The sequence below is a fragment of the Pseudomonas sp. EU05-FHT14B02 genome (assembly GCF_058791055.1).
Window position 1 is genome coordinate 97010 of the sequence record NZ_JBYTDD010000005.1, and the last position, 24325, is coordinate 121334.

28 protein-coding genes are annotated in these 24325 nt (G+C 59.8%); 12 read left to right on the forward strand and 16 right to left on the reverse strand.

What is annotated here, in order from left to right; translation table 11 throughout:
• The first annotated feature begins 91 nt into the window (after window positions 1–91).
• Complete coding sequence (locus AC3WTM_RS07090; protein WP_102671936.1) at window positions 92–502, forward strand: hypothetical protein; 411 nt, start codon at window positions 92–94, stop codon at window positions 500–502.
• A gap of 2 nt (window positions 503–504) precedes the next feature.
• Entirely contained in the window at window positions 505–987 is a 483-nt protein-coding gene (locus AC3WTM_RS07095) for a GreA/GreB family elongation factor (protein WP_102671937.1), read from the forward strand.
• Between the two features lie 16 nt (window positions 988–1003).
• On the opposite strand, the gene cysB is transcribed toward AC3WTM_RS07095, so the two are convergent.
• From cysB to AC3WTM_RS07120, 5 genes are all read right to left on the reverse strand, one after another.
• The gene (cysB, locus tag AC3WTM_RS07100; protein WP_015094029.1) at window positions 1004–1978 is read right to left on the reverse strand and encodes an HTH-type transcriptional regulator CysB; all 975 of its coding nucleotides are present in this window, start codon (window positions 1976–1978) and stop codon (window positions 1004–1006) included.
• Between the two features lie 113 nt (window positions 1979–2091).
• The gene (locus tag AC3WTM_RS07105; protein WP_056727114.1) at window positions 2092–2595 is read right to left on the reverse strand and encodes a universal stress protein; all 504 of its coding nucleotides are present in this window, start codon (window positions 2593–2595) and stop codon (window positions 2092–2094) included.
• A 95-nt stretch (window positions 2596–2690) separates the two neighbouring features.
• Window positions 2691–3596, reverse strand: a complete 906-nt coding sequence (locus AC3WTM_RS07110; protein ID WP_057713810.1) for a 5'-nucleotidase — start codon at window positions 3594–3596, stop codon at window positions 2691–2693.
• Between the two features lie 25 nt (window positions 3597–3621).
• Window positions 3622–4575 carry a putative 2-dehydropantoate 2-reductase gene (locus tag AC3WTM_RS07115; protein WP_102671938.1) on the reverse strand — a complete coding sequence of 318 codons (954 nt, stop codon included), beginning with the start codon at window positions 4573–4575 and terminating at the stop codon, window positions 3622–3624.
• Entirely contained in the window at window positions 4572–4958 is a 387-nt protein-coding gene (locus AC3WTM_RS07120) for a thioredoxin family protein (RefSeq protein WP_102671939.1), read from the reverse strand. Before AC3WTM_RS07120 ends, AC3WTM_RS07115 begins: the two co-directional genes overlap by 4 nt.
• On the opposite strand from AC3WTM_RS07120, the gene AC3WTM_RS07125 reads away from it, so the two are divergent.
• On the forward strand, window positions 4957–5400 hold the full coding sequence (locus tag AC3WTM_RS07125) for a PilZ domain-containing protein (RefSeq protein WP_102671940.1): 444 nt from the start codon (window positions 4957–4959) through the stop codon (window positions 5398–5400). The genes AC3WTM_RS07120 and AC3WTM_RS07125 overlap by 2 nt on opposite strands.
• A gap of 187 nt (window positions 5401–5587) precedes the next feature.
• Window positions 5588–6664, forward strand: a complete 1077-nt coding sequence (locus AC3WTM_RS07130; protein ID WP_085715330.1) for a 3-deoxy-7-phosphoheptulonate synthase — start codon at window positions 5588–5590, stop codon at window positions 6662–6664.
• Between the two features lie 85 nt (window positions 6665–6749).
• Here AC3WTM_RS07130 and AC3WTM_RS07135 read toward each other — a convergent pair whose 3' ends face one another.
• The gene (locus AC3WTM_RS07135; protein ID WP_007973562.1) at window positions 6750–7037 is read right to left on the reverse strand and encodes a GNAT family N-acetyltransferase; all 288 of its coding nucleotides are present in this window, start codon (window positions 7035–7037) and stop codon (window positions 6750–6752) included.
• Window positions 7038–7675: 638 nt separating this feature from the next.
• On the opposite strand from AC3WTM_RS07135, the gene oprI reads away from it, so the two are divergent.
• Window positions 7676–7927 (forward strand): outer membrane lipoprotei OprI, encoded by a 252-nt coding sequence (oprI, locus tag AC3WTM_RS07140; RefSeq protein WP_007943620.1) that lies wholly within the window; start codon window positions 7676–7678, stop codon window positions 7925–7927.
• A gap of 123 nt (window positions 7928–8050) precedes the next feature.
• Here the strand turns inward: oprI and AC3WTM_RS07145 are convergent, their stop codons facing one another.
• From AC3WTM_RS07145 to AC3WTM_RS07155, 3 genes are all read right to left on the reverse strand, one after another.
• Window positions 8051–9025 carry a L,D-transpeptidase family protein gene (locus AC3WTM_RS07145; protein WP_102671941.1) on the reverse strand — a complete coding sequence of 325 codons (975 nt, stop codon included), beginning with the start codon at window positions 9023–9025 and terminating at the stop codon, window positions 8051–8053.
• A 657-nt stretch (window positions 9026–9682) separates the two neighbouring features.
• On the reverse strand, window positions 9683–9976 hold the full coding sequence (locus AC3WTM_RS07150; protein ID WP_003226812.1) for a hypothetical protein: 294 nt from the start codon (window positions 9974–9976) through the stop codon (window positions 9683–9685).
• Window positions 9977–10032: 56 nt separating this feature from the next.
• Entirely contained in the window at window positions 10033–10638 is a 606-nt protein-coding gene (locus tag AC3WTM_RS07155) for an arylesterase (protein WP_102671942.1), read from the reverse strand.
• Window positions 10639–10648: 10 nt separating this feature from the next.
• Here AC3WTM_RS07155 and AC3WTM_RS07160 point away from each other — a divergent pair, with 10 nt between their 5' ends.
• The 3 genes from AC3WTM_RS07160 to greB are packed head-to-tail and all read left to right on the forward strand — an operon-like array spanning window position 10649 to window position 14369.
• Window positions 10649–11332 (forward strand): ABC transporter ATP-binding protein, encoded by a 684-nt coding sequence (locus AC3WTM_RS07160; protein ID WP_102671943.1) that lies wholly within the window; start codon window positions 10649–10651, stop codon window positions 11330–11332.
• Window positions 11332–13836 (forward strand): ABC transporter permease, encoded by a 2505-nt coding sequence (locus AC3WTM_RS07165; protein WP_102671944.1) that lies wholly within the window; start codon window positions 11332–11334, stop codon window positions 13834–13836. Before AC3WTM_RS07160 ends, AC3WTM_RS07165 begins: the two co-directional genes overlap by 1 nt.
• Window positions 13837–13871: 35 nt before the next feature.
• A complete protein-coding gene (gene greB, locus AC3WTM_RS07170) occupies window positions 13872–14369 on the forward strand; it encodes a transcription elongation factor GreB (RefSeq protein WP_102671945.1) in 498 nt (165 codons plus the stop codon).
• Between the two features lie 3 nt (window positions 14370–14372).
• Here the strand turns inward: greB and AC3WTM_RS07175 are convergent, their stop codons facing one another.
• From AC3WTM_RS07175 to AC3WTM_RS07185, 3 genes are all read right to left on the reverse strand, one after another.
• The gene (locus AC3WTM_RS07175) at window positions 14373–14681 is read right to left on the reverse strand and encodes a class I SAM-dependent methyltransferase (protein WP_102671946.1); all 309 of its coding nucleotides are present in this window, start codon (window positions 14679–14681) and stop codon (window positions 14373–14375) included.
• Between the two features lie 247 nt (window positions 14682–14928).
• On the reverse strand, window positions 14929–15363 hold the full coding sequence (locus tag AC3WTM_RS07180) for a DoxX family protein (protein WP_102671947.1): 435 nt from the start codon (window positions 15361–15363) through the stop codon (window positions 14929–14931).
• A 103-nt stretch (window positions 15364–15466) separates the two neighbouring features.
• A complete protein-coding gene (locus AC3WTM_RS07185; protein WP_102671948.1) occupies window positions 15467–16888 on the reverse strand; it encodes an MltF family protein in 1422 nt (473 codons plus the stop codon).
• A gap of 237 nt (window positions 16889–17125) precedes the next feature.
• Between AC3WTM_RS07185 and AC3WTM_RS07190 the strand changes: the two genes are divergently transcribed.
• The 3 genes from AC3WTM_RS07190 (at window position 17126) to AC3WTM_RS07200 (ending at window position 20114) form a co-directional block, all read left to right on the forward strand.
• Entirely contained in the window at window positions 17126–17932 is an 807-nt protein-coding gene (locus tag AC3WTM_RS07190; protein ID WP_102671949.1) for a TatD family hydrolase, read from the forward strand.
• 113 nt (window positions 17933–18045) lie between these two features.
• Window positions 18046–19527: a methyl-accepting chemotaxis protein gene (locus AC3WTM_RS07195; protein WP_102671950.1), complete on the forward strand. Its 1482-nt coding sequence runs from the start codon at window positions 18046–18048 to the stop codon at window positions 19525–19527.
• Window positions 19528–19748: 221 nt separating this feature from the next.
• Window positions 19749–20114 carry a DUF962 domain-containing protein gene (locus tag AC3WTM_RS07200; RefSeq protein ID WP_102671951.1) on the forward strand — a complete coding sequence of 122 codons (366 nt, stop codon included), beginning with the start codon at window positions 19749–19751 and terminating at the stop codon, window positions 20112–20114.
• Here the strand turns inward: AC3WTM_RS07200 and AC3WTM_RS07205 are convergent, their stop codons facing one another.
• The 3 genes from AC3WTM_RS07205 to AC3WTM_RS07215 all read right to left on the reverse strand — a co-directional run bounded on the left by AC3WTM_RS07205 (window position 20115) and on the right by AC3WTM_RS07215 (window position 22273).
• Window positions 20115–20912: an acyl-CoA thioesterase gene (locus tag AC3WTM_RS07205; protein ID WP_102671952.1), complete on the reverse strand. Its 798-nt coding sequence runs from the start codon at window positions 20910–20912 to the stop codon at window positions 20115–20117.
• Between the two features lie 231 nt (window positions 20913–21143).
• On the reverse strand, window positions 21144–21902 hold the full coding sequence (locus tag AC3WTM_RS07210; protein WP_102671953.1) for a CHAD domain-containing protein: 759 nt from the start codon (window positions 21900–21902) through the stop codon (window positions 21144–21146).
• Between the two features lie 92 nt (window positions 21903–21994).
• Window positions 21995–22273, reverse strand: a complete 279-nt coding sequence (locus tag AC3WTM_RS07215; protein WP_034150181.1) for a hypothetical protein — start codon at window positions 22271–22273, stop codon at window positions 21995–21997.
• A 219-nt stretch (window positions 22274–22492) separates the two neighbouring features.
• Between AC3WTM_RS07215 and AC3WTM_RS07220 the strand changes: the two genes are divergently transcribed.
• Entirely contained in the window at window positions 22493–23530 is a 1038-nt protein-coding gene (locus AC3WTM_RS07220; RefSeq protein WP_102671954.1) for a patatin-like phospholipase family protein, read from the forward strand.
• Between the two features lie 79 nt (window positions 23531–23609).
• On the opposite strand, the gene AC3WTM_RS07225 is transcribed toward AC3WTM_RS07220, so the two are convergent.
• Window positions 23610–24308, reverse strand: coding sequence for a response regulator (locus AC3WTM_RS07225; protein ID WP_102671955.1), 699 nt, complete (start codon window positions 24306–24308; stop codon window positions 23610–23612).
• Window positions 24309–24325 lie beyond the last annotated feature (17 nt).

Consider the following 24325-nt stretch of genomic DNA (forward strand, 5'->3'; position numbering starts at 1 on the left):
CGCATAAATTACCCCGTGCAGAAGAGCCGACGGCGATTATTCTTCATGCGACAATCACCGCTCGCCAGTGACCTTTCGCCAGGAGGCAACCATGCCCCACCGCCCCACTCCGCGCCGATCCTTCCCATTTCGCCTGAACGCCCTGCAGTTGACCGGCAGCATCGCCCTCGGCATGTGGCTGGGATTCATTGCCATTGTGCTGACCTGCTGGCTCGCTTCGCGCCTGCTTTTCAGCGAACAACTGGCACCTGTAGCGGCGGCTGTGGAGCAACTGGCAAAACCGCCGGTGGTGGTTCAACCGGTGCCGGACATCCCGCCCCAGAGCCCGCTGTTCGAGCAATATGAAGAAAACCTGCGCAAAAACGAGCAGCAGCAACGGCTCGATCAGGCGCGCAGCAGCAGTCGCAACCTGGCCAACCCGAACTGTCAGTTCTGGCTGCAACAAGACCGGACTGCACCCAGCGAAAAAAGCCGCGCCAACGTCCTGCAATTCTGCGATTGATCATGAATAAGCAAACCGTCCACCAACTGATTATCGACAAGCTGCGGATCGATCTCGACATCGCCGAACGGGCCGCGCAAACCGCTTACGAAACGGCGACCCATGAAGAAAACATCGCCGAGAACAAGTACGACACCCTGGGACTGGAGGCTTCGTATCTCGCGGCCGGACAAGCCAGAAGGGTCGAGGAGATTCGCCAGTCACTGACCCTCTGCCAGAACCTGGCCCTTCGCCCGTATGACGATCAGCGGGGCATCGAGGTGGGTGCGCTGCTCGGGCTAGAGGACGAAAAGGGCCGCGAACAATGGCTGTTTCTCGCCCCCGATGCCGCCGGGCTGAAGGTCGATCTGGTGGGGCAACTGATCACCGTCATCACCCCGCGCTCACCGCTGGGCAAAAGCCTGCTGGGCAAGTTCGAGGGCGATGAGGTGGAGATCATGGTGGCAGGCGCTCGGCAACAGTTCGCTGTCACCGAGGTGGTTTGACCAGCAGGAAACGCTATCAGTGAACGGGTAGTTCGACGCCCTCGAACAGCTCTTCCAGTTCCTGCTTGTTGTGGCACTGAATGGCCTTGGCCATGACTTCGCGGGTCAGATGCGGCGCGAACTTCTCGATGAAGTCGCACATGAAACCCCGCAGGAAGGTGCCGCGACGGAAGCCGATCTTGGTTACGCTGGACTCGAACAGTTCGCTGGCATCGAGTACCACCAGGTCGCTATCGAGCTTGGTGTCGACAGCCATTTTTGCCACGATGCCTACGCCCAGCCCCAGGCGAACATAGGTCTTGATCACGTCGGCGTCGGCGGCGGTGAACACCACTTTCGGCGTCAGGCCGCGATGGCTGAAGGCTTCGTCGAGTTTCGAACGGCCGGTAAAACCGAACACATACGTCACGATCGGGTATTCGGCCAGCGCTTCGAGGGTCAGTTTCGACAGTTTGGTCAGCGGGTGGCCCTGAGGCACGACCACGCAACGGTTCCAGCGGTAGCACGGCATCATCACCAGATCACCGAACAGCTCGAGCGCTTCGGTGGCAATGGCGAAATCCACGGTGCCGTCAGCGGCCATTTCGGCGATTTGCATCGGCGATCCCTGATGCATGTGCAGGGCCACGTCCGGGTATTGCTTGATGAAATTGCTGATCACCGGCGGCAATGCATAACGCGCCTGGGTATGAGTGGTGGCAATCGACAGGGTGCCTTTCTTCTCGTTGGAGAATTCCTGGGCGATCTGCTTGATGCTTTCAACCTTGCGCAGAATCTCGCCGGCGGTGGTGATGATGCGCTCGCCGGCCGGGGTGACACGGGTCAGGTGCTTGCCGCTACGGGCAAAAACCTCGACGCCCAGTTCGTCTTCCAGCAGACGGATCTGCTTGCTGATGCCCGGTTGAGAGGTGTAAAGGCTTTGGGCTGTAGCGGAAACGTTGAGGTCGTGGTGCGCCACTTCCCAGATGTAGCGCAATTGTTGAAGCTTCATATGAATCCCTCAAAGCAGGTAGACGCCACGGGCATCAGCGACGGTATATAACTATATTAATGGCTCGAAGAATAAATCTAGAACTTTTTTATCAAATTGCCATTATTCGTGTTCTAGCGATCCCCTTGACGACGACGTTGCACCAGCGGCACCAGATAGACCGGCACCTTGGACAGTTGCAACACACGGGCGGCGGTTCGCCCCAGAGGCGTTTCCGCACCAGCACCATGGCTGTGACTACCTACGATCAACAAATCCACGGAGAGTTTCTGCGCCTGGTCCAGAATCACCTGCGACGGATCGCCCTGCAGCACCCGTACTGCCTGAATCCGCTCCAGGTCGTGCTCCCCTTCATCCCCCAACTCCTCACGAAAACTGTCGAGCACCCGCTGCTCGATACTGGCAATCACCGTATTGAGGCCCTGGCTGTGAAACTCGTTCAGCGCCTGTTCATCGAGATAACTTTGCAGCACCGATTCGGCAAACAACCCCATGGGTTCAACCGCATGCACGACATACAAACTGGCATTGAAGGTCCTGGCCAGTTCCAGGGCATGCTGCATCACCACGGGCGCGTACAGACCAAGGTCAGTGGCATACAGCATCGAACGAATCATATGACCTCCTCGACTGCCAACATGGCGGAGATTTGATTCAGCTTAGCAGTGCCTTGGCGACTGCGACGTCCGGCGCAACGTATTGAATGGCGGGCTTAAACCTTTTGCTCATTGCTTATGCCATGGGGCACATGACCGGTGGCGACGACTTCTCGGGCCAACTCGCAGTGACCGGCCTGATCGTCGAAAAACACGTCGGCCGCAAAGGCTTCGAGAAAGGCCGATTTGGTCAGGCCGCCGAGGAACAGCGACTCGTCGAGACGGATGTCCCATTCGCGCAATGTGCGAATGACCCGCTCATGGGCCGGCGCCGATCGCGCCGTGACCAGTGCGGTACGGATCGGACAGGTGTCCTCCGGGAACTCACGCTGCAAGAGGTTGAGGGCCGCGAGAAACCCTTTGAACGGCCCACCGCGCAATGGTTCGCGGGCGGCCTCACGCTCGCTGGCCTGGAACGCCTCCAGACCACCGGCCTGATAAACGCGTTCCGACTCATCGGAAAACAGTACCGCGTCTCCATCGAAGGCAATGCGTAACTCGTCGCTGGCCGCGCGGCTGGCACCGCCCGACAGAATGGTCGCTGCCGCGAACCCGGCGTCCAGTGCATTGCGCACATCTTCAGCGTGGGTCGAGAGAAACAGGTCGCAGCCAAAGGCCTTTAGGTAGGGATAGGGACTGCGCCCACCGACAAAGGCCGCACGGGAAATGGCCAGTCCGTAGTGGTCAATCGAGTTGAACACCCGCAGCCCGGTGTCGGCGCTGTTGCGCGACACCAGAATCACCTCGACCCGGGCGCGACCGAGGCTGTTGTTGAGGTTCAGGAGTTTCTGCACCAACGGGAAGGCATCGCCGGGCTCGAGGATTTCGTCTTCGTGTTCGATCTGATATTGTCGGTAAGCCTCGACGCCACTCGACAGGTAGACCTTGTGACTTTCACTCAGGTCGAACAGCGCCCGCGAAGAAATCGCCAGCACCAGCTTGTCGTCAATTGCCTTTGGCATGCCCTTCCCCCTCAGGTCGGTCGACTCAGGTGTTGCGTCGATCAATGAAACTCAAACTGCGATACAAGGCCTCGATGCGTGGCATCTCACACCCGGCTGCCTTCGCCGCCGCCAAAGGCCGGGCGTAGATCGCGGCCAGTTCCAGCGGTCGCTTGTGCAAATAATCGTGGTACATGCTCGGCCAGTAGTCGGGCATCTTTTCGGTCACCATGAACAAATGCTCGGCATAGCCTGCCGGTACGTCGTGCCCGCAGGCAAAAGCGCCTTGCACCACTTCAGCCATCAGCGCCTTGACCAGCTCGCGGCTGTCGGCATCGGCCATCAACGGTGTGGTGCTCGCCCCCAGCAAAACCGAGAGACCGTTGTAAGGGATATTCCAGACCAGTTTTTGCCAACGCGCCTGATGCAGATTCGCCATGGCCTGGGAATCGAGGCCGGCGCTGCGAAACAGCCCGACGCCCTCCTCGACAATTGCGCTGCGTGCCGGCCCATCGGCAGGACCGCTGTGATAACCCACATGCACCGCGCCCAGCGCCTGATGGGTAATGACACCCGGCGCCTCGCGATGGACGCAGATGTAGCAGAGCCCTCCAAGCACATGCAGCGAATCGGGGAGCAACGCGCGCAGGCTGTCTTCGACGTCCAGGCCGTTTTGCAACAGCAGTACCTTGGCGTTCGGTGCCGCCGCCTGCAGGATGGCAGGTGCCAGGTCGGCGTTGCTGGTGGTTTTCGCGCCCACCAGCAGCCAATCGCAGGGTGGCATGTCTTGCGCGTCCGAATAGGCCTGCACCGGATTCAACGTCAGTACACCGTGGGGCGCGCTATCGACTCGCAAGCCATGCTCGGCCACCGCGGAGAACTCGCTGCGTAGCAGAAAGTGCACATCAAAACCGGCACGCGCCAGCATCACCCCGTAGAAACCGCCGATTGCGCCGGTTCCGATAATGCCGATCGTCGGCCTGGCAACTGCTCCCATCATGGCAACTCCTCTGCTGTTCGACTCAGCGCCTGGCGCACGGCCCGATTGAGCTCGGTGCCGGTCAGGCGCGATTTCAGTGTTCCAAAGAACTCACCGTCGCGAACGACAAACAGCGCCGGCAAGTGAAAGACCTGGTAACGCTCGACCACCCCGCCGTTATTGCCAGCATCGATCCAGCACAGTCGATCGACTGCCAGGTCGAGTATTGGCAATTGCTCGCGGGCAAAACGGCAACTGGCGCAGCCGACACTGGTGAAAATGACCAGCGATACACCGCTCATCGCCAGCAACCGTTGGTCGGCGTCAAAATCGGTCAGTTCCAATTCGACCACTATACTGGGAGGAACAATGTCAGATGGCCGACACATGGAGTCTGTGTTCATGGGACGATTCATTCCTCACCCTGACGATGTGCCCGTCGAATTAACGTTGCTGAAACCTGAGTGTCTTTCGCGACGACAGCTGCACACTATCAGTCTCGGGGGCATGGCTTGCAATTATCACCGCGCTTGGCGCCACGGCACGGCGCTGGAGGTACGCATGCCGACCGTGAACCCGGACATGCGCTACCTGGGCTATGTCGCCTGGTGCCTGCGACGCAAGCACGGTTACCTGGTAGGCATCGCCTTCGTCGATGAACAAACGCTGTTCAGCGCCCGGATGGGCGAACAGGTGTGCCAGATCGAACGCTACTGCCGCCTGCATGACGCCCACGAAGACTTGCAGGACATCCAGGCCCTGGCCCTCGAATGGGTCCAGGAGCATGCCGACGAGTTCTCTCACGATTCGGTGCGCAAGGCTTTTGCGCAACCGGTGCTGGAATAGAAGCATTCTTGATCGGTTTGCCCCTCGCGGCAGGGAAACTGACTGCGAAACCCCACCAAACCGGCGTCTGCCCATTGTCGAGCCACGGTGTAACGCGCTAAGGTTCAGCTCCCCGACGCGCTTAATTTGCTGTGCTCCGCCGCGCGGGTTCGCTGGCGGCCGGCACCCGTGACCTGACGAGTAAACGATGGCTGATTTACCGATCAACGACCTAAACGTCGCCTCCAACGAGACACTGATCACTCCCGATCAGCTCAAGCGCGATATCCCCCTGAGCGACGCCGCACTGCGCACCGTCACCAAGGGCCGCGAAGTCATTCGCAACATTCTGGATGGCACCGACCACCGCCTGTTCGTCGTCATCGGGCCTTGCTCGATCCACGACATCAAGGCCGCCCACGAATATGCCGACCGCCTGAAGGTTCTCGCCGCCGAAGTGTCCGATACCCTGTATCTGGTCATGCGCGTGTATTTCGAGAAGCCACGTACCACAGTCGGCTGGAAAGGCTTGATCAACGACCCGTACCTGGACGACTCGTTCAAGATCCAGGACGGCTTGCACATCGGTCGCCAGTTGCTGCTGGACCTGGCCGAAAAAGGCCTGCCGACCGCCACTGAAGCCCTCGACCCGATCTCCCCGCAATACTTGCAGGACCTGATCAGTTGGTCGGCTATCGGCGCGCGCACCACCGAATCCCAGACTCACCGTGAAATGGCCTCCGGGCTGTCCTCGGCCGTCGGCTTCAAGAACGGCACAGATGGCGGCCTGACCGTGGCGATCAACGCCCTGCAATCGGTTTCCAGCCCGCACCGCTTCCTGGGTATCAACCAGGAAGGTGGCGTGTCGATCGTGACCACCAAGGGCAATGCCTACGGTCACGTGGTGCTGCGCGGCGGCAACGGCAAACCGAACTACGATTCGGTCAGCGTTGCGCTCTGCGAGCAGGCGCTGAACAAGGCGAAGATTAAGCCGAACATCATGGTCGATTGCAGCCACGCCAACTCCAACAAGGATCCGGCCCTGCAACCACTGGTGATGGAGAACGTCGCCAACCAGATCCTCGAAGGCAACAAGTCGATCATCGGCTTGATGGTTGAAAGCCACTTGAACTGGGGCGCCCAGGCGATCCCGAAAGACCTCGCCGACCTGCAATACGGCGTGTCGATCACCGACGCCTGCATCGACTGGACCGCTACCGAAAACACCTTGCGCAGCATGCATGCCAAGCTCAAGGATGTGCTGCCTAAACGCGATCGCAGCTGATCGCCTGTTTAGCCGCGCAAAAAGCACACACAAAAAAACGCCGGGCTGGTCCCGGCGTTTTTTTATGTATTCGTTTTGTTGAAGGTCACTGACTCAGCTTGGCCGCATGCCGCTGGTGACGCTCCATGTAGCGCTCGACGTAGGAGCACGATGGAATGACGGTGTAGCCCATTTCGTCAGCGTACTCCAGCGCCTTCTCGGTCAAGGCTGCCGCAATACCGCGACCACGCAATGCGTTGGGCACGAAGGTGCGATAGATATCCAGGGTCTGTTTCCCCAGATCCATATAGGTCAGATAGGCACGATGACCGTCCACATTGGTCTCGAACTGATGACCAGCCTGGTCATGGTGGATGGACAACGCCTCGCTCATCACTACTCCTCGCGGGTCTGGAATTCCGACCCCTACCTTACCGATGTTTTTCCGGCGAAGGAACATCTACGCCACCCCGTGCCTGAGTGGACACCGAGAAGAGCTGCACCGATCTCGCGCTACCTAGCACGTACAAATAGTAGGCACCATTGGCAGAAATGCTCAAGATGCGCTCGTCATCGTGCGGGTTGGCGGGTGCTGCTCCGGATCACGCAGGATTGGCTCGACCGAAGATCACTCGGGTCGATAGCCTGTACATTGCCGGATGTTGAGACTTAAGACGAGCGCCCGCTGTTAAAGTCACCTGAACATCGAGAAAGATATTGGGAGGCGCTACGCAAAAGCCGAACAAAAGTGTAGACAAATCCATGTAGGCGGACTTTAGCCAAACGGTAAAAAGAGCGGTGTGCCGAAGGAACTTTTTCTCTCCAGTTCGCTCAGCTACGGGCCTTGCAGCTGGATATTTTTTAAACAATTCAGTTAAAAGTTGCTCGAAAAAGAATCAACGCCTACAATTTTTTTTGCTTCTTGCTTCACGTCAGTTTTACTTACTACAAGTAATGGGTAGTATGTACGCCGGCTATTTCCTCAATCGGAGGAGATAGCTACTTAATAGAAAGTCCTTGAAGGGGAACACGATGAACAACGTTCTGAAATTCTCTGCTCTGGCTCTGGCCGCAGTTCTGGCTACCGGTTGCAGCAGCACATCGAAAGAAACCGAAGCACGTCTGACCGCTACTGAAGACGCAGCTGCTCGCTCCCAGGCTCGTGCAGACGAAGCTTACCGTAAAGCTGATGAAGCTCTGGCTGCTGCTCAAAAAGCACAACAGACTGCTGACGAAGCTAACGAGCGTGCTCTGCGCATGCTGGACAAAGCTAGCCGCAAGTAATAATCCTTCGGGATTGTTATCAAGCCGACCCATTTTTTGGGTCGGCTTTTTTATTGCCTGGCGTTTCTCCAGGCAATAAAAAACCCGTCGACGCTGTCCGCGCCGACGGGCTATTTGCCAGCGTTACTGCAGCGGGTCGATCGGCATGCTCGATACCATCGGTGCAACGCCGTTGCCCGGCACAGCGATCTCAACCGGCAGGCCGTCTTCAGCGGCGACCACATCACGCACCACATCCCAGTTCATACGCAGGTTGTTGGTGATGTCTTCACGCTTGAGCATCGCATTGATGACCGCGGTGTGCTTGTCGACCACCGACGGGTTGCCCTTGTCGTCCAGCGGCGTATGCGCCTCCAGATAGACCTTGCCGCCACTCATGCCGAACTTGTACGGGTCGTTGATGATCCGTACCGACGTACCGACCGGCACCATGCCCGCCATTTCCAGCACGTTGTTGTTGAACATGCGGAAGCAGCCGTGGCTGGTGCGCATGCCGATACCGAACTTCTTGTTCGAGCCGTGGATCAGGTAGCCCGGAGTGCCCAGAGTAAACTTGAACGGCCCCAGCGGGTTGTCAGGGCCGGCCGGCACGACGTTGGGCAGGGGATCACCATCTGCTGCGTGCTCGGCCTTGATCGAAGCCGGAGGCGTCCAGGTAGGGTTCGGTGTCTTGGCGGTGATGCTGGTGTGGGCAATCGGCGAGCCCCAACCTTCACGGCCGATACCCAGCGGGAACGTGTACACCACGTTCTTGCCTTTCGGGTAGTAGTAGAGGCGGTACTCGGCCAGGTTGATCACGATGCCTTCACGCGGGCCTGGTGGCAGGATGAAGCGAGTCGGCAGAATGATTTCCGTACCGACGCCAGGCAACCAGGCATCGACACCCGGGTTGGCCGCGACCATTTCCGTGTAGCCCAGATCGTAGGTGGTACCAAGGTCGGCGAAGGTATCTTCGTACTTGGCCTTGATCACCTGCACCTGGCCGATGATGTCCTCACCGGGCGGTGGCAGGGGAAGCTCCAATGCTGCGACTGGACCGGCCACAAAGAGGACGGCAAGAGTCAGGCAGCGGGTGACGGCAGGAAAGCGCGACAACATCCGGAAAATCCTATGCATGATCAACTGAGAGTATAAGAGCGCGATTGTACACTGCAGTCCATTATTTCGGGGAGATCGCCCGATTACAGGCAGTGCAGGCCGATTTTGCGATTATCTTCGATCCCGTGTGGGAGTGGGCTTGCTCGCGAAAAACGCCAGGACAACTCGGGCATTCGGGCAGCACGCGTTATCGTTGACGTCCATCGTCGGAACGCCGCCCGGAGCAAGCTCGCTCCTACAGAAGAGCAGAGCAAAAGCAGGGCCGCGTACCCCCACGTTCTTCACCACTCATCAGGCCGAGCGTTAGCTTGCCTGCAGCTCTTGATCTTGATCCACCCGCCCCCTCGGAAGGCTGAGTGGAGGTGTTCATCCGGGGACAGGCGCGCAGCGCCGTTCGACGAATTCGAACACATCGAGAGGAGGTCGTCGCGAAGCAGACCGGAGGCAATGCGCCCTGATGAATACCGGAGCGAAGGAACCCCGAGCTTTAGCGAGGGGCCGTACGTAAGGGGCATTTTTTGCTTACTTTTTTAGACGCTTGTAAAAAAGTGAGTCGCCGTAAGGGCGAAACCGCCAGCCGCCGTTACCGCAGCAACGGATATGTACACGGTCAACGAAAGACAGGTCGGCTCGAAGGCCGCCCCGACTCCTGACGGATCAAAGCTCAAACCGCAATTCAGGCCAGATCGGCGACGTCCCCCGCTTCTGCGACTCAAGAATGGCCCTACACAACGAACACAGCCGCTGGTCCTGAAACACCCGGCGATCAACACTCGACCAGCGAGGTTGCGCCGGCAACAGACTGCCGCACAGGGTGCGGTCCGCCGAACCGCCCAACTCCAGCTGACGGGTCACCAGATGCACCCGCACTTCCTGGCAGGCGAACAGATCCAGCTGTTCGTCAGGCTCGATCAGTTGATAGGCAAATAGTGACCAGGCGGGACGCGGCATCGGGGGCTCCAAATCGGGGGCGCCACCTTAGCCGAAAGCCTGCTTCTAGAAAAGTGTCATAACAGCGGTTTTAGAGTAGGCCAGACATTTTCCAGCAACTTGTCCTGGGCCCCAGCCGCCGGGTGTATGCCGTCAGCCTGCATCAAGTCCGGATGGCCGCCTACGCCATCGAGGAAAAACGGCACCAGCGGGATCTTTTTCTCTTCGGCCAGGTTGCTGTAGACCTCGGCGAACGCCTTGGTGTAACGCGCACCATAATTGGGTGGCAATTGCATGCCGAGCAACAACACCTTGGCACCGCTGGCCCGGGAGCTGTCGATCATCGAAGCAAGATTTTGTTGCAATTGAGTTGGCAACATCCCGCGCAGACCATCATTGCCGCCCAACTCGAGGATCACCAGTTCCGGTTTATGCTCTGCAAGCAGCGCGGGCAGGCGCGCCTGGCCTCCGGCACTGGTGTCGCCACTGATGGACGCATTGATCACTTTGTCGTCGAAACCTTCGTGCCTGAGCCGTTGCTCAAGCAGCGACACCCACCCCAGCCGGGTATCCAGCCCGAAACCGGCGCTGATACTATCGCCAACGATCAGGACTGTACCCGCCGCTGCGTTTTGGGCCATGCAAATCAAGGCCAGGCCAGCACTCAAAAACCAGACACGCATCGGACTCTCCATGGGCGCAAGCATTCTCATCGCGAAGGACCTTAGCAAAGTGGTTCCCAGCGCGGAAGGTGAACTGACCATCCTGCACCAACTCAGCCTGGAACTGAACCAGGGTGACAGCCTGGCCATCGTCGGCGCTTCCGGCTCCGGCAAGTCCACCCTGCTGGGCCTGCTTGCCGGCCTCGACCTGCCGAGCAGCGGCGAAGTCACTCTCGCCGGGCAAGGCCTGAGCAACCTCGATGAAGACCAGCGTGCGCGCATCCGCGCCGAGCACGTGGGTTTTGTGTTCCAGTCATTTCAGTTGCTCGACAGCCTCAATGCCCTGGAAAACGTCATGCTGCCGCTGGAACTCGATGGCCGCAAAGACGCCCGCGAACGCGCCACCCAATTGCTGCAACGGGTGGGGCTGGGCCAGCGCCTGACTCACTCCCCGCGCCAGCTCTCGGGGGGCGAGCAACAACGCGTGGCGATTGCCCGAGCGTTTGCCGCCGAGCCCGATGTGCTGTTCGCCGACGAACCGACCGGCAACCTCGACAGCCACACCGGCGAGCGCATCAGCGACTTGCTGTTCGAGCTCAACCAGGAGCGCGGCACGACCCTGGTGCTGGTGACTCACGATGAACGCCTGGCCCATCGTTGCCGGCGCCTGATCCGTCTTGAAGCCGGCCTGCTGGTCGCCCCTCTGGAGCCTTGATGGCACGCCTGCCGCTGTTGCGCCTGTTCAGTCTCGCCATCCGCCAATTGCTGCGCGATGCCCGCGCCGGTGAATTGCGCGTGTTGTTTTTCGCCTTGCTGGTGGCCGTGGCCGCCAGCACCGCCATCGGTTACTTTGGCGCGCGCCTGAACGGCGCCATGATGCTGCGCGCTACCGAATTCCTCGGTGCCGACCTGCTGCTCGAAGGCAGTTCGCCTGCGCGCCCCGAACAAATAAGAAGCGGCACCGAACTGGGTCTGGAGCACGCCCAAGTGGTGGAGTTCTCCAGCGTCATCGCCACCGACAAAAGCATTCAGTTGTCCAGCATCAAGGCCGCCGATGACACCTACCCGCTACGCGGTGAATTGAAAAGCGCGCCCACCCCCTTTGCCACGCAAATAGTCGGTGGCGGACCGCAACCCGGTGAAGCCTGGGTCGAGGCACGCCTGTTGACCGCTCTGGACCTGAAGATCGGCGACAGCATCGATGTCGGCATGAAAACCCTGAAACTGGCGCGGGTGCTGACTTACGAACCTGATCGCGCCGGCAACTTCTACAGTCTGACACCGCGGGTGCTGATCAACCTCGACGACCTTGCAGCCACCGGCGTGGTGCAGCCCGGTAGCAGGGTCAGCTATCGCGAATTATGGCGAGGCAACACTCAGGCACTCGAAACGTATCGGCAACTGATCAAACCGGGGCTTGCCGCCAACCAGCGCTTGCAGGACGCCCGCGACGGTAATCGACAGATCGGTGGCGCCCTGGGCAAAGCCGAACGCTACCTGAACATGGCGAGCCTGGTGGCGGTGTTGCTGTCCGGCGTGGCGGTGGCGCTGTCGGCAACCCGCTTCGCCACCCGACGGTTCGATGCCAGTGCCTTGCTGCGCTGCCTCGGGCTGTCGCGCCGGGAAACCATGGTGCTGTTCAGCCTGCAACTGACTGTGCTCGGGCTGCTGGCCAGCATCAGCGGCGCCCTCCTCGGCTGGCTCGCACAGCTGGGGTTGTTTGCCCTGCTGCATGACTTGTTGCCGACCGACGTGCCTCCGGGCGGGCTGTTTCCGGCTATTGCCGGGATCGGCACAGGACTGGTGGCGTTAGCCGGATTCGCCTTGCCGCCACTGGCAGCTCTAGGCCGGGTTCCACCATTGCGCGTGCTGCGCCGGGACATGCTGCCGATCCCTTCCAGCACCTGGATGGTCTACGGCGCAGCGCTGGGCGCCCTCGCCCTGATCATGTGGCGTCTGAGCCTGGACCTGGTGCTGACCTTTGCCCTGCTCGGCGGCGGCGTGATTGCAGCGTTGGTGCTGGGCGGCTTGTTGTTGCTGCTGTTGAAGAGCCTGCGGCGCATGCTTGCTCGTGCGTCCTTGCCCTGGCGCCTGGGACTGGGCCAACTGCTGCGTCATCCACTCGCTGCCGCGGGCCAGTCCCTGGCGTTCGGCCTGATTCTGCTGTCAATGGCGCTGATTGCGCTGCTGCGCGGCGAGTTGCTGGACACCTGGCAGAACCAGCTGCCGAAAAACGCTCCAAACTACTTCGCGCTGAACATCCTGCCGGCGGACAAACAGGCCTTCACCGATCACCTGATCACCGTATCGGCGCAATCGGCACCGCTGTACCCGGTGGTGCCTGGACGCTTGATCAGCATCAACGGCGAGCCTGTGCAGCAAATCGTCACCAAGGAATCGGCCGGCGACCGGGCGATCCAGCGCGACCTGAGCCTGACCTGGGCCGCGGACCTGCCGTCGGGCAACAAACTCACGGCCGGCAATTGGTGGAACCAACAGATGCCGGACGATGTTCCCGGCGTGTCGGTAGAGGGCAAGGTCGCCGAGAGCCTGAAAATAAAGCTCGGCGATCACCTGGTATTCAGCGTTGGCGGAGTCAATCGCGAGGCGAAGGTCACCAGCCTGCGGGAGATCAACTGGGACAACTTCCAGCCGAACTTCTTCATGATCTTCCAGCCCGGCACCCTCAAGAATCTGCCAGCGACCTACCTGACCAGTTTCTATCTGGCAGCGGGTCACGACCAACAGATTGTCGACCTGTCCCGCGCCTTTCCGGCGGTGACCATCCTGCAGGTCGAAGCCTTGCTGGAGCAACTGCGCAGCATCCTCGCCCAGGTAACCCTGGCGGTGGAATACGTGTTGTTGTTCGTGTTGGCAGCGGGGATGGCGGTGCTGTTCTCCGGCCTGCAAGCGACGCTGGATGAACGCATTCGCCAGGGCGCGCTGTTGCGTGCGCTGGGGGCGGAGCGGCAATTGCTGGTCAAGGCCCGGCGTATCGAGTTCGGTTTGCTGGGCGCGGTCAGTGGCTTGCTGGCGGCGCTGGGTTCGGAAGTGGTGAGCTGGGTGCTCTACCGCTACGCCTTTGACCTGCCGTGGCATCCACATCCATGGCTGTTGTTGCTCCCATTGGTGGGCGCCATGCTCATTGGTGGTGCAGGAGTGTTCGGCACCCGTCGGGCATTGAATGCCAGCCCGCTGACAGTTCTGCGCGAGGGTTGATAGACTCCCAGCCATCCTCACCACAAGAAGCTGTCATGAGCCGTTACCGCCCTCCCCGCACCGCTGGCACCGCGCTGATCACCCCCGAGGGTGAAGCGCGGATGCGCGCCGAGTTCCATGAGTTGTGGCATGTACGTCGGCCCCAGGTTACCCAGGCTGTCAGCGAAGCCGCGGCCCAGGGTGATCGCTCGGAGAATGCCGAATATACCTATGGCAAAAAGATGCTGCGAGAGATCGACAGCCGCGTGCGTTTTCTCACCAAACGCCTGGAAGCGCTCAAGGTTGTCAGCGAAAAACCCAGCGATCCGAACAAGGTCTATTTCGGCGCCTGGGTCACGATCGAGGACGAGGATGGCAAAGAGTCGCGCTACCGCATTGTCGGGCCGGATGAACTGGACCTCAAACAGGGCCTGATCAGTATCGACTCGCCCCTGGCGCGCGCATTGATCGGCAAGGCGCTGGACGCCGAAGTCCGGGTCCAGGCACCGACGGGTGAGCAATGTGTATACATCGTGGCAATCGAGTACCCGTGAGCTTTAACGCCGGGTAATCAGCCCTTGCCGGGCAACGCGGGTCAGTTGCCGGATCACTTCAGGCGCATCTTCGAGGTTGGGGGACTGAATCACTGCCAGATCAAAACTGTTGTCGGCGAAACGAGCAAGCGACTCACCGTCTTCGACAAACTGGATCAGGAAGGCGGCGGGACCGCCGGTACGACGTGGCCAGCCATCGAGATAACGCAAGAGCGTCGGCTGATGTTTGCCGCCAAGCAGGATTTTTGGATTGCGCTGGGTCAGGTGTGCCGTGATCGGCGCGGGACGTACAACGGGGTTTAGTGCATTCATTGTGTCGTGTCTCTGCCTCAAAAGTCTGCATGGCAGGTGAGAGGCAACACCGAACCAGCGCTTTAGCGGTATTTCGAAGCCTGTTCCGGCTTCTATCGGCAACTGAATGAGTCACCTGGCGCCCCGCAAGTAGCTGTTTAAATCGGCGCATGAGCAACATCCTAGAGAAGCTGACTGGACAGTGTCAAGAATGACGCTCAACAAAAAAGGCCCGCACAATGCGGGCCTTTTCGTTGAGCCAGAGCAGTCAACCGGCGATGGCACGGTCCGCCGAGAGCTTGCCCGCACCTTCGATCAATACCGCGATACTGCCACCGAGCAACGCCAGGGCAAACTCATAACCGTTGTTGGCCATGAACAGACCGTTGCTGATGTGCACCGAGAAAATCGCGACCAGCGACAGGAAGATCAGGCCCAGCGCGGCCGGGCGAACCAGCAAGCCGATGATCAGGGCCAGGCCGGCGAAGAATTCGGTGCCGCCCGCGAGTGCCGCCATCAGGTAACCCGGCGTCAGTCCGAGGCTTTCCATGTACTGCGCAGTTCCAGCCAGACCATAGCCACCGAATGCCCCGAAGAGCTTCTGCGAACCGTGAGCGGCGAAAATAATGCCGACCACAATGCGCAGAATGGTCAGGCCGTAGCCGGCGCGTGTAGACAGTACCTTATTGATCAGAGTGCTCATGCTGTTTCATTCCTTGTCAGTGTGTGTTGGTTGGCCGCTATATTAATCAGTAATTCAAATTCTAAAAGCGCAAAAAACCCGTAATAACAATCAGATTAGTTGATCATTTGCGTGAGACAAACTTTTGCCCCTGGGGCTCCAACGACTCCCGCTCCCGATCGAACGCCAAGTAATACTTGTTCACGCTATTAACATAGCTGACAGGCCCTATACCCACTTGCTCCATGGCAATGCGCTCGACCTGGAAGAACCACTGGTTGGGATTCAAACCTCGCCGACGGGCTTCGGCGCGCATGCCTTGCACCCGCTCCGGCCCAATGTTGTAGGCCGCCAGCACGAAGGCCATGCGTTCGCGCTCGTTGAGTTTCGGACTGGCAAAGAATTTGCGCCGGATCATCGCCAGGTACTTGGCCCCGGCCTGCACATTGCCATCAAGGTCCTGAATATTGTTGACCCCCACCCGCTGCGCCGCAGAAGACGTGATCTGCATCAAACCGGTGGGGCCACCGCCACTGCGGGCAACGGGTTGCAGGGATGACTCCTTAAAGGCCAGCGCCGCCAGGTTCAGCCAGTCCATGCCCTGGGCGTCGGCATGTTTCTGCAGCACCGGGCGAAGTTTTTCCAGGCGCTGTCGGTCCGCCTTGGCCAGTGGATAGTGCACTTGATAGAGACGACGATAGATCCGCAGGAACGCGGCGTCCTGATCCGATGGTTTTTTGTAGACAGTGAGGAAGCGATCAATGCTGGCCCGCAGCATTGAGGCATCACGGCGCACGAACCAGAATTCCTCTCCCGGATCACTGACGAGTACCTGTTTGTCGAAACGCAGCTTCGGCAGGATCTTGCCCCAGCGTTCGGCGATCGGTTGCTCAACGATGGTCAGGTGGAAGATCCCGCCCTGCACCATCTCCAGTACATCCTCGACGGCAAGGCTCGGATCGACCCATTCGATCGTGACCGGTGGCAGTTTGTGCAAGGCGAGCTTTTGATTGATCTGGCTGACGGCATCCCCGGCGGCGCTGCCTGCGGGTAATGCCAGGGTCTTGCCGGAAAGCTGTTCAAGCTTGGTGTAGCGGCGTTCGCCCTTGATGCCCACCAGGACCAACGGGATGTTGCTGGCAATCGGCTGACTGGTGCTGACGGCGAAGCCGGGTTGCAGCTCGAGCAACTCGCCTGGCGCCACCAGATCGCCCTCCCCGCGCTGCAATGCGCCAAGCAGTTGATCCTTGGCCTTGGGAATGATCTTGAGGGTGATTTCCTGACCGTCACGGGCGTGGCCGTTGAGGTATTGCTCGAACGCTCTCAGGCGATGGTATTCGAGCCCGATCGCCTGCCCCTGGACTTCACCGGAACTGTTGCGGCTCTGGTTGACCAACACCCGCAGCACACGACTGCTGCGTATTTCCGCAAGATCGCGCACCTTGCTGGCCGGTACGGCTTGCAGCGGCCCGGGCAGACGCGCGACCGCCGTCATTGGCAGTAGCAGCGAACAACACAGCAGTAGCAAAACCGAGGGACGAATCATCCACTCTCCGGAAAGAATATGAGGCCCGCTTCAATGACGAAAACCATCAAGCGCGGCGACAAAAACAGAGCGCCCAAGGCGCTGGCAACGTGCGAAAGACTGGCACAATGATGGCAAAACTACCAACCAGGCCTGTTCCGCGGCTCAAGAGACAGCGTTAACCCGTTGTAGTTCTTGGTTTTTCTTATAAATCCACGGCTCTGATATGCTTTCCGGCCTTTGGGCCGAGGTAGCACCATGCAACTCATCGATATCGGCGTCAACCTGACCAACGCCAGTTTTGCCGACAAACACCAGGCCGTACTTGACCGCGCCTACGCGGCCGGCGTGTGCCAACTGGTGCTGACCGGCACCAGTGTCGAGGGCAGTGAACAGGCCCTTGAGCTGTGCCAGCAACTGGACAAAAGCGCCCAGCGCCTGTTCGCCACCGCCGGTATTCACCCTCACTGCGCCAACGACTGGAACGCCGACAGCGCCCGACGTTTGCGCAGCTTGCTCTTGGAGCCGAATGTGGTGGCCGTGGGCGAATGCGGGCTGGACTTCAACCGTGATTTCTCACCGCGCCCGCAACAGGAGAAGGTCCTCGAAGAACACCTGGCCATGGCCGTCGAATTGCAACTGCCGGTTTTTCTGCACGAACGCGACGCCAGCCAGCGTCTGCTGGAAATCCTGCGTGACTTCCGCGACCGACTGCCGGCTGCCGTAGTGCACTGCTTCACTGGAGAGCAGAAGGCACTGTTCAGCTATCTCGACCTGGACTTGCACATCGGTATTACCGGCTGGATCTGCGACGAGCGCCGGGGCACGCATTTGCACCCACTGGTCAAGGAGATCAAGCGCGGACGCCTGATGCTCGAAAGCGACGCACCGTATCTACTGCCACGCAGCCTGCGCCCCAAGCCGAAAAACGGGCGAAACGAGCCGGCGTACCTGACCGAAGTACTGCGTGAAGTGGCACTGCATCGCGGGGAAAGCCAAGAGGATCTGGCAGCGCATACAACCGCGTGCGCGCGGGCGTTTTATGGTCTGCCATTAATCTCCTGATTGCCATAAATCCCACAGGTTTGAAGTTGATCTGCATCAAGAATCAGTCACCTGCATAGCGGCACAATGATGGCGTCTTGCCAAAACTGTTTCCGCTATCAGAGAAGACCTCCATGGGTGCCTGGCTTAGCAATATCTCGCTGAAATACAAATTCTGGGCGGTCAATGCCGTCGCTTTCGTCACCACCCTGTTACTGGTGCTGTACGCGGTGCAACTTGAACAGCAGGCCCGCAGTCACGCCGCCCAGGCTTCGGCCCAGGCTCAGGCGCGATTGCTCGAAGCCTGGCCCGCCGGGCAAACGCTGCCCCACGCTGACAACTTGCTTGCGTTCGGCCGAGGACAGGCACCCATGCTCAATGAGCATCCCATGCAAGAACTGGCCGACGCCAATGGCTGGATCGAGATCAACGTGATGCCGCTGTTCGGTGACAATCCACTGATGGGTGCCGAAGTGTTTACCCGTGCCGACGGCCAACGGGTCGCCGTAATTGCCCATGGTCCGAGCCTGAGCCAGGTGTTCAACGAGCGTTTTGCCAACTATGCGGTGGCGGTGTTCATCCTGATGCTGGCAATGCTAGGTGCATCGCAGTTATTGATCCGCTTCCTGCTCAGCCAGCTCAACACCTTGAAAGACGTCATGTTGCACGTGGAGAAAACCGGCGATCTGTCGGCTCGCGTGCCATTGGCTTGTGGCGACGAAGTCGGGCAAATGGCCAACGCCTTCAATGCCATGCAGGCCGGTTATCAACGGGTGGTCAACACCGTCGCCAGCACCGCCCGGCAACTGGACGTCGGCGCCGCACGGCTGGCGGCCAGCATGAATGAAGTACGCCACGGCATGCTGGGCCAGCAAAGCGAAACCGATCAGGCCGCCACAGCGATCAATGAAATGACCGCCACGGTCTATCACATCGCTCAACACGCAGGTGCCACCCGTGACCTTTCGCAATCGGCCGATACCCTGGCCGGCAGCGGGCAGGCGGTTGTGACACGGGTGCAGCGGTCGATTGCCGGACTGTCCACTGGCGTCCAACAGACTGCCGAGATGATTCAACGCCTGGCCGAGGACAGCCAGAAAATAAACAGCGTGGTCAGCGTGATTCACAGCATCGCCGAGCAGACCAACCTGTTGGCGCTGAACGCCGCCATCGAAGCGGCCCGAGCCGGCGAGATGGGTCGCGGTTTCGCGGTAGTCGCCGATGAAGTACGCAACCTCGCCAAACGCGTGCAGGCCTCCACGGATGAAATCACCCTCATGGTCTCGGCATTGCAGGTGGGCACACGGGACGCCGTGGATTTCATGCAAGAGAGCTCGTTCAAGGCCGACGACTGTGTACAACAGGCGCAAGAGGCCGGCGCGGCATTGGCCGAGATCACCGGAGCGGTGGCGCAGATGCGTGAAAGCAACACGCAGATCGCGGTGGCGGCCGAGCAGCAGAGCCAGGTGGCGGAGGAGATGAACCGGGCGGTGGTGAGCATCCGTGACGTGACCGAGAACACGGTGCAGCAGACGGTGACGTCGGCGATCACCAGCAATGAGCTGGCGGCGTTGGCCGGGGAACTAAGCAAGGCGATAGGTCAGCTCAAACTTTGAGGGCCTCTTCGCGGGCAAGCCCGCTCCCACAGGCGACCGCGTTCTTTCATTGGAATACGGTCAAAATGTGGGAGCGGGCTTGCTCGCGAAGGCTTCAGAACTGGCACCATCTATTCCAGTCATGGCACCTATCAAGCCAATAGCCAGCCTTGATTCGCCGCAAGCATTGGCCGGGCCTATTCTTAATCACATGTGTTCAACATGGATAGAGGATCGGCATCATGGGCAAACGTCACCCCAACCTACCCGCCTGGCAATGGCGAGCCTACCCGAACAATCATCGGCACCCGACCAATCTGGTGCTGCACCTGATCGCGGTGCCGCTGTTCATCGTGGCATTTCTGCTGATTGTGACCGGGGTGTTCAGCCTGAGCCTGGCAAATATCGCCATCGGCGTAATCGGTGTGATTGCGGCGCTGGCCTTGCAACGCCACGGCCACAACCTGGAGACCCAAGCCTCCGAACCCTTCAGTGATCGCAAGGATGCGGTATCACGCCTGTTGGTCGAGCAGTTTCTAACGTTTCCACGGTTCTTCCTCAGCGGCGGCTGGTGGCGCGCCTGGCGTGAGCGCCACCGCCGTCACTGATCAGGCGAACACAGTCACGGTCTGCCGGCTCATGGCGATCAACCGGCCATCCGCGCTCCACATTTTTGCGGCGGCATGCCCGTAGCCATCGGCGGCGTATTCGGTTTCGACGAGGTATTTGCACCAGTCCAGGGTGTTCAGTTCCAGCAGCGGCTGCACGAATTCGATGGTCCAGGTCAGCGTGCTGCCCATCGCCGGCTTCTTCAAAAACGGCATCAGGGCCGGCGGCCAGGCGTCCACCAGCGCCAGGATATGCGCCTCGCCGATAGCCTCTTCCTTTACGTCGCCGCGCAAGCGTACCCAGCCACCCATTTGCCGGCATGTGCTACCGCTGAACGGCAGCCCGCCGACACTCCAGCGCATCGCCAGATGCCGCATGAACTCCGGGATGACGCCTTCGACGAAAGGCAATTCCTGGCATTCATCCCAGTGCTTCATTTCAGGTGCCGGTTCAGCGGCCACCGCCACTTCCGAAGGTCGCGAGGCGCCGAAGCTGCCCTGGATCAACGTCACCACCTGGCCCTTCTGTATCACCCGGCCCAGCACTTGGCTGACGGCCTTGCCTTCGCGCAGCACCTCGACGTCAAAACTGACCGGCACCTCGGGCTCAACCGGGCCGACAAAGGTAATTGCCAACGAACGCACCGGCCGATCCGCCGGAACCCGGGCGCGCATGGCTTCGTACTGCAAAGCGGCCACCAGGCCACCGAAACTGGCTCGCCCCTGGGCCCATGAGGCCGGGATAGACAGCTCCATCGGCTGGCTGCGGACAGCGTTGAGCAGTTCGGAAAAACGCATGAAAACCTCTGGGAATGGAAAAAGATGAAGGGATCTTAACCATCTGGCGACGTTGATACATCGCCTATTCCGGCCAAATTGACTGACAGATAAGTCGCACAAGCCTCGTGCCGGACATATAACCTGCAGGAGCGAGCCTGCTCGCGATAGCGCCCGGACAGCCAACATCAATGTTGAATGTCACGACCTCATCGCGAGCAGGCTCGCTCCTACAATGGATCCCCGGTGTTTTCAGGATTTGAAACAGGCCTTGCTGAGTTTTTCCAGCACCCTGTCCGCTTGGCTTTCAGCCTCGGCCATGGTGGCTTCCCACACGGCAACACAGGGTTGCAAATCCGCTTCCCGTTCAGCCATCGCCAGCCATTGCACGCAATCGTGCCAGTCGCCCAGCGCACCCTGGGCCGATTTCAGCCGAGGCATGGCCGCTTTCGGCAAACGGTCCAGTTCAGGGTAAGCATCGATGCCATAGCGCACGCGCTTGATCAGCAGGCGCAGCCGATGACGGTCGTGGGTCGGATCGTGCAGTGCCTCGTCGAGTTTTTTCCATTGCTTGCCCAGGCGTTTTTCGATGCGTTTGCGCAGGCCCTTGAGCAATCCCTGGCGCTGAGCGGCACGCAGAAAACGCGGAAACGCATCGAGGACGATCAGCATTTGCGCGAGTTCGGGACTGGTCGCCACGGCCGGGTAAGCCTCGGCCATTTGCGCCATGCGCCACTGTGCGGCTTGGGGTTGATGGTGCTGGAGCAGGTACGCCGCCAGCACTTCGCGATCACGCAATGGTGTGGTCAGATCGCCCATCCGGGAGGCCGCCGCTTCCAGTTGTTCGACGCCGGGCAACCCGCGCAAGGGTCGCAACAGACTGCGTAACCGTCGCATGGTTGTACGCAGATCATGTAACGCTTCAGGGTCTGTACGCTCTTTCAAGCGGGCCTGACAGGCCAGCAAACGAACTTCCAGGCCCAGAATCCGAGCCACCAACCGATCGATCATGGGGGTTTACTCCGTAAACAGCGCCAGGTTGCAAGCTCCAGGCTGCAAGCTCGAAGACTCTTGCAGTTTAGAGCTTGTCACCGCTTTTGCTTTTAACGCCCTGCGCGCGATTCACGAATATAGAAGCGAGCCTTCTCGGCTTTCTTGGTGCAGCCTTCGAACCCCTCGAATTGCTGCTGGGTCTTGGCCGCGGTCAACAGCGACAGGGCCTTGGAGTAGCTGACGGTCCCGGCGAAACCTTCGGCTTTGGCCAGGTCCAGTTCATGCCATGCCGCATCCAGGTTACTACCGCAGCTGTCGCGATAAGCGGTTTTGCCGGCACAACCGGCCAGCGCCAGGGCAATCAATGGCACGCAGATCCAGGCTTTCATCACTCACTCCTCAAAAATAGGTAAACAGTCATGCAGGTAAGACGCTGTGGCACCTGAAAAGTGCCGTTGGTCGCCGTGCAACTATAGCGCCGACAAGAATAACCATGTGCCGCCATGGAGTGTCGAAAATACGACGCTCTTGTCCCCTCGAACGACCATGGCGATTGAAGCATGGCCCTCGATGGGTGCATTGTTGAATCATTCAAACGAGGGCGATCCATGAAAAAGCGTGTCGCACTGGTATTGGGCTCGGGTGGAGCCCGGGGTTATGCACATATCGGTGTCATTGAAGAAATCGAACGGCGCGGCTATGACATTGCCTGTATCGCCGGATGCTCCATGGGCGCGGTGGTGGGCGGGATCTACGCCGCCGGCAAACTCAATGACTACCGCGACTGGATCGAGAGCCTGGATTATCTCGACGTGTTGCGCCTAGTGGACGTCAGCTTTCGTCTGGGCGCGATCCGTGGCGAGAAAGTCTTCGGACAAATCCGCAAGATCGTTGGCGAGATCAACATCGAAGATTTGCGTATCCCCTACACCGCGGTTGCCACCGACCTGACCAACCAGCAGGAGATCTGGTTCCAGGAAGGCTGCCTGCATCAGGCCATGCGCGCCTCGGCAGCGATTCCCAGCCTGTTTACCCCGGTGATGCAAGGCAACCGCATGCTGGTGGACGGCGGCATACTCAACCCGCTGCCGATCGTGCCGGTGGTGTCGAGCCATTGCGACTTGATTATCGCGGTCAACCTCAACTCCACCAACCAGCGCCACTATCAATTGCCGGTTATCCAGCGTCCCGCCGCCTTCAAGACCCGCTTCGACAGTCTGATCAACTCCGTCGGCTCGAAGTTGCCGTTCCGGCGCAAACAAGCCGAGCAATTGTTGATTCTGGAACAGGAAGCCTTGAAGGCCGAAGGTGCGGAGCTCAACCCCTGGATCGAATCCGCCGAGCCCGAGGCGCAGCAACCCGCGGCCGCTCCGGAAACCAGTGGCGCCCCCCGCTCCGCCACCGGTTCGTTCATCATCGACAACGTCGGGCCGGCGTCCTTGCTGGATTTGATCAACCAGAGTTTTGAGGTGATGCAGACGTCGCTGGCGCAGTACAAGATTGCCGGGTATCCGCCGGACATCCTGATCAACGTGCCCAAGCGCGTGTGTCGGTTTTTCGAGTTCTACAAGGCGCCGGAGTTGATCGCGCTGGGACGGGAGATTGCACGGGATACGCTGGACCGGTATGAGAATGAGCAGAACTGAGCGCCTGAAAACTCTCGGGAGAATGTAAAGGCCTCATCGCGAGCTTGCTCGCGATGAGGCCAGATCAGACAACGAAGATCTAAAGGCTACCCTCACTCAACAACCGATACCCCACCCCTGCCTCAGTGACGATGAACCTGGGCTGGGTCGGGTCATCCGCCAGTTTCTGACGCAAGTGCCCGACCACGATGCGCAGGTAGTGAGTGTCTTCGGTATGGGTCGGCCCCCAGATGTCCTTGAGCAATTGCTGCTGGGTGATCACCCGCCCGGGATGCCGCGCCAGTTGCGCCAGCACAGCGTATTCCTTACGGGTCAGCGCGACTTCGACATCGTCGAGCAGTACCCGGCGATACGCCAGGTCGACCGTTAACGGGCCGAAGCTCAGCGCCGCTTGTTGTGCCTCGCCTGCCGGGGCCTGGCGCAATAACGCACGAATCCGCGCCAGGAACTCCTGAATACCGAAAGGCTTGGTCACGTAGTCATTGGCGCCGCCATCCAGAGCCTCGACTTTCTGCCCTTCACTGGCGCGCACCGAGAGCACCAGCACCGGCACCGTCGACCACTCGCGAAAGTCGCGCAATACCTGTTGGCCGTCCATGTCCGGCAAGCCGAGGTCGAGCACCAGCAAGTCCGGTTTGTTCAACGCAGCTTGCGCCAATCCTTCACTGCCGGTACCCGCCTCCAGCACTTTGTAGCCTTGGGAAGCGAGGCTGATGCGCAGGAATTTACGAATCTGCGGTTCGTCGTCAATGACCAAAATGGTCGCGGTCTGGCTCATGAATTCACATCAACACA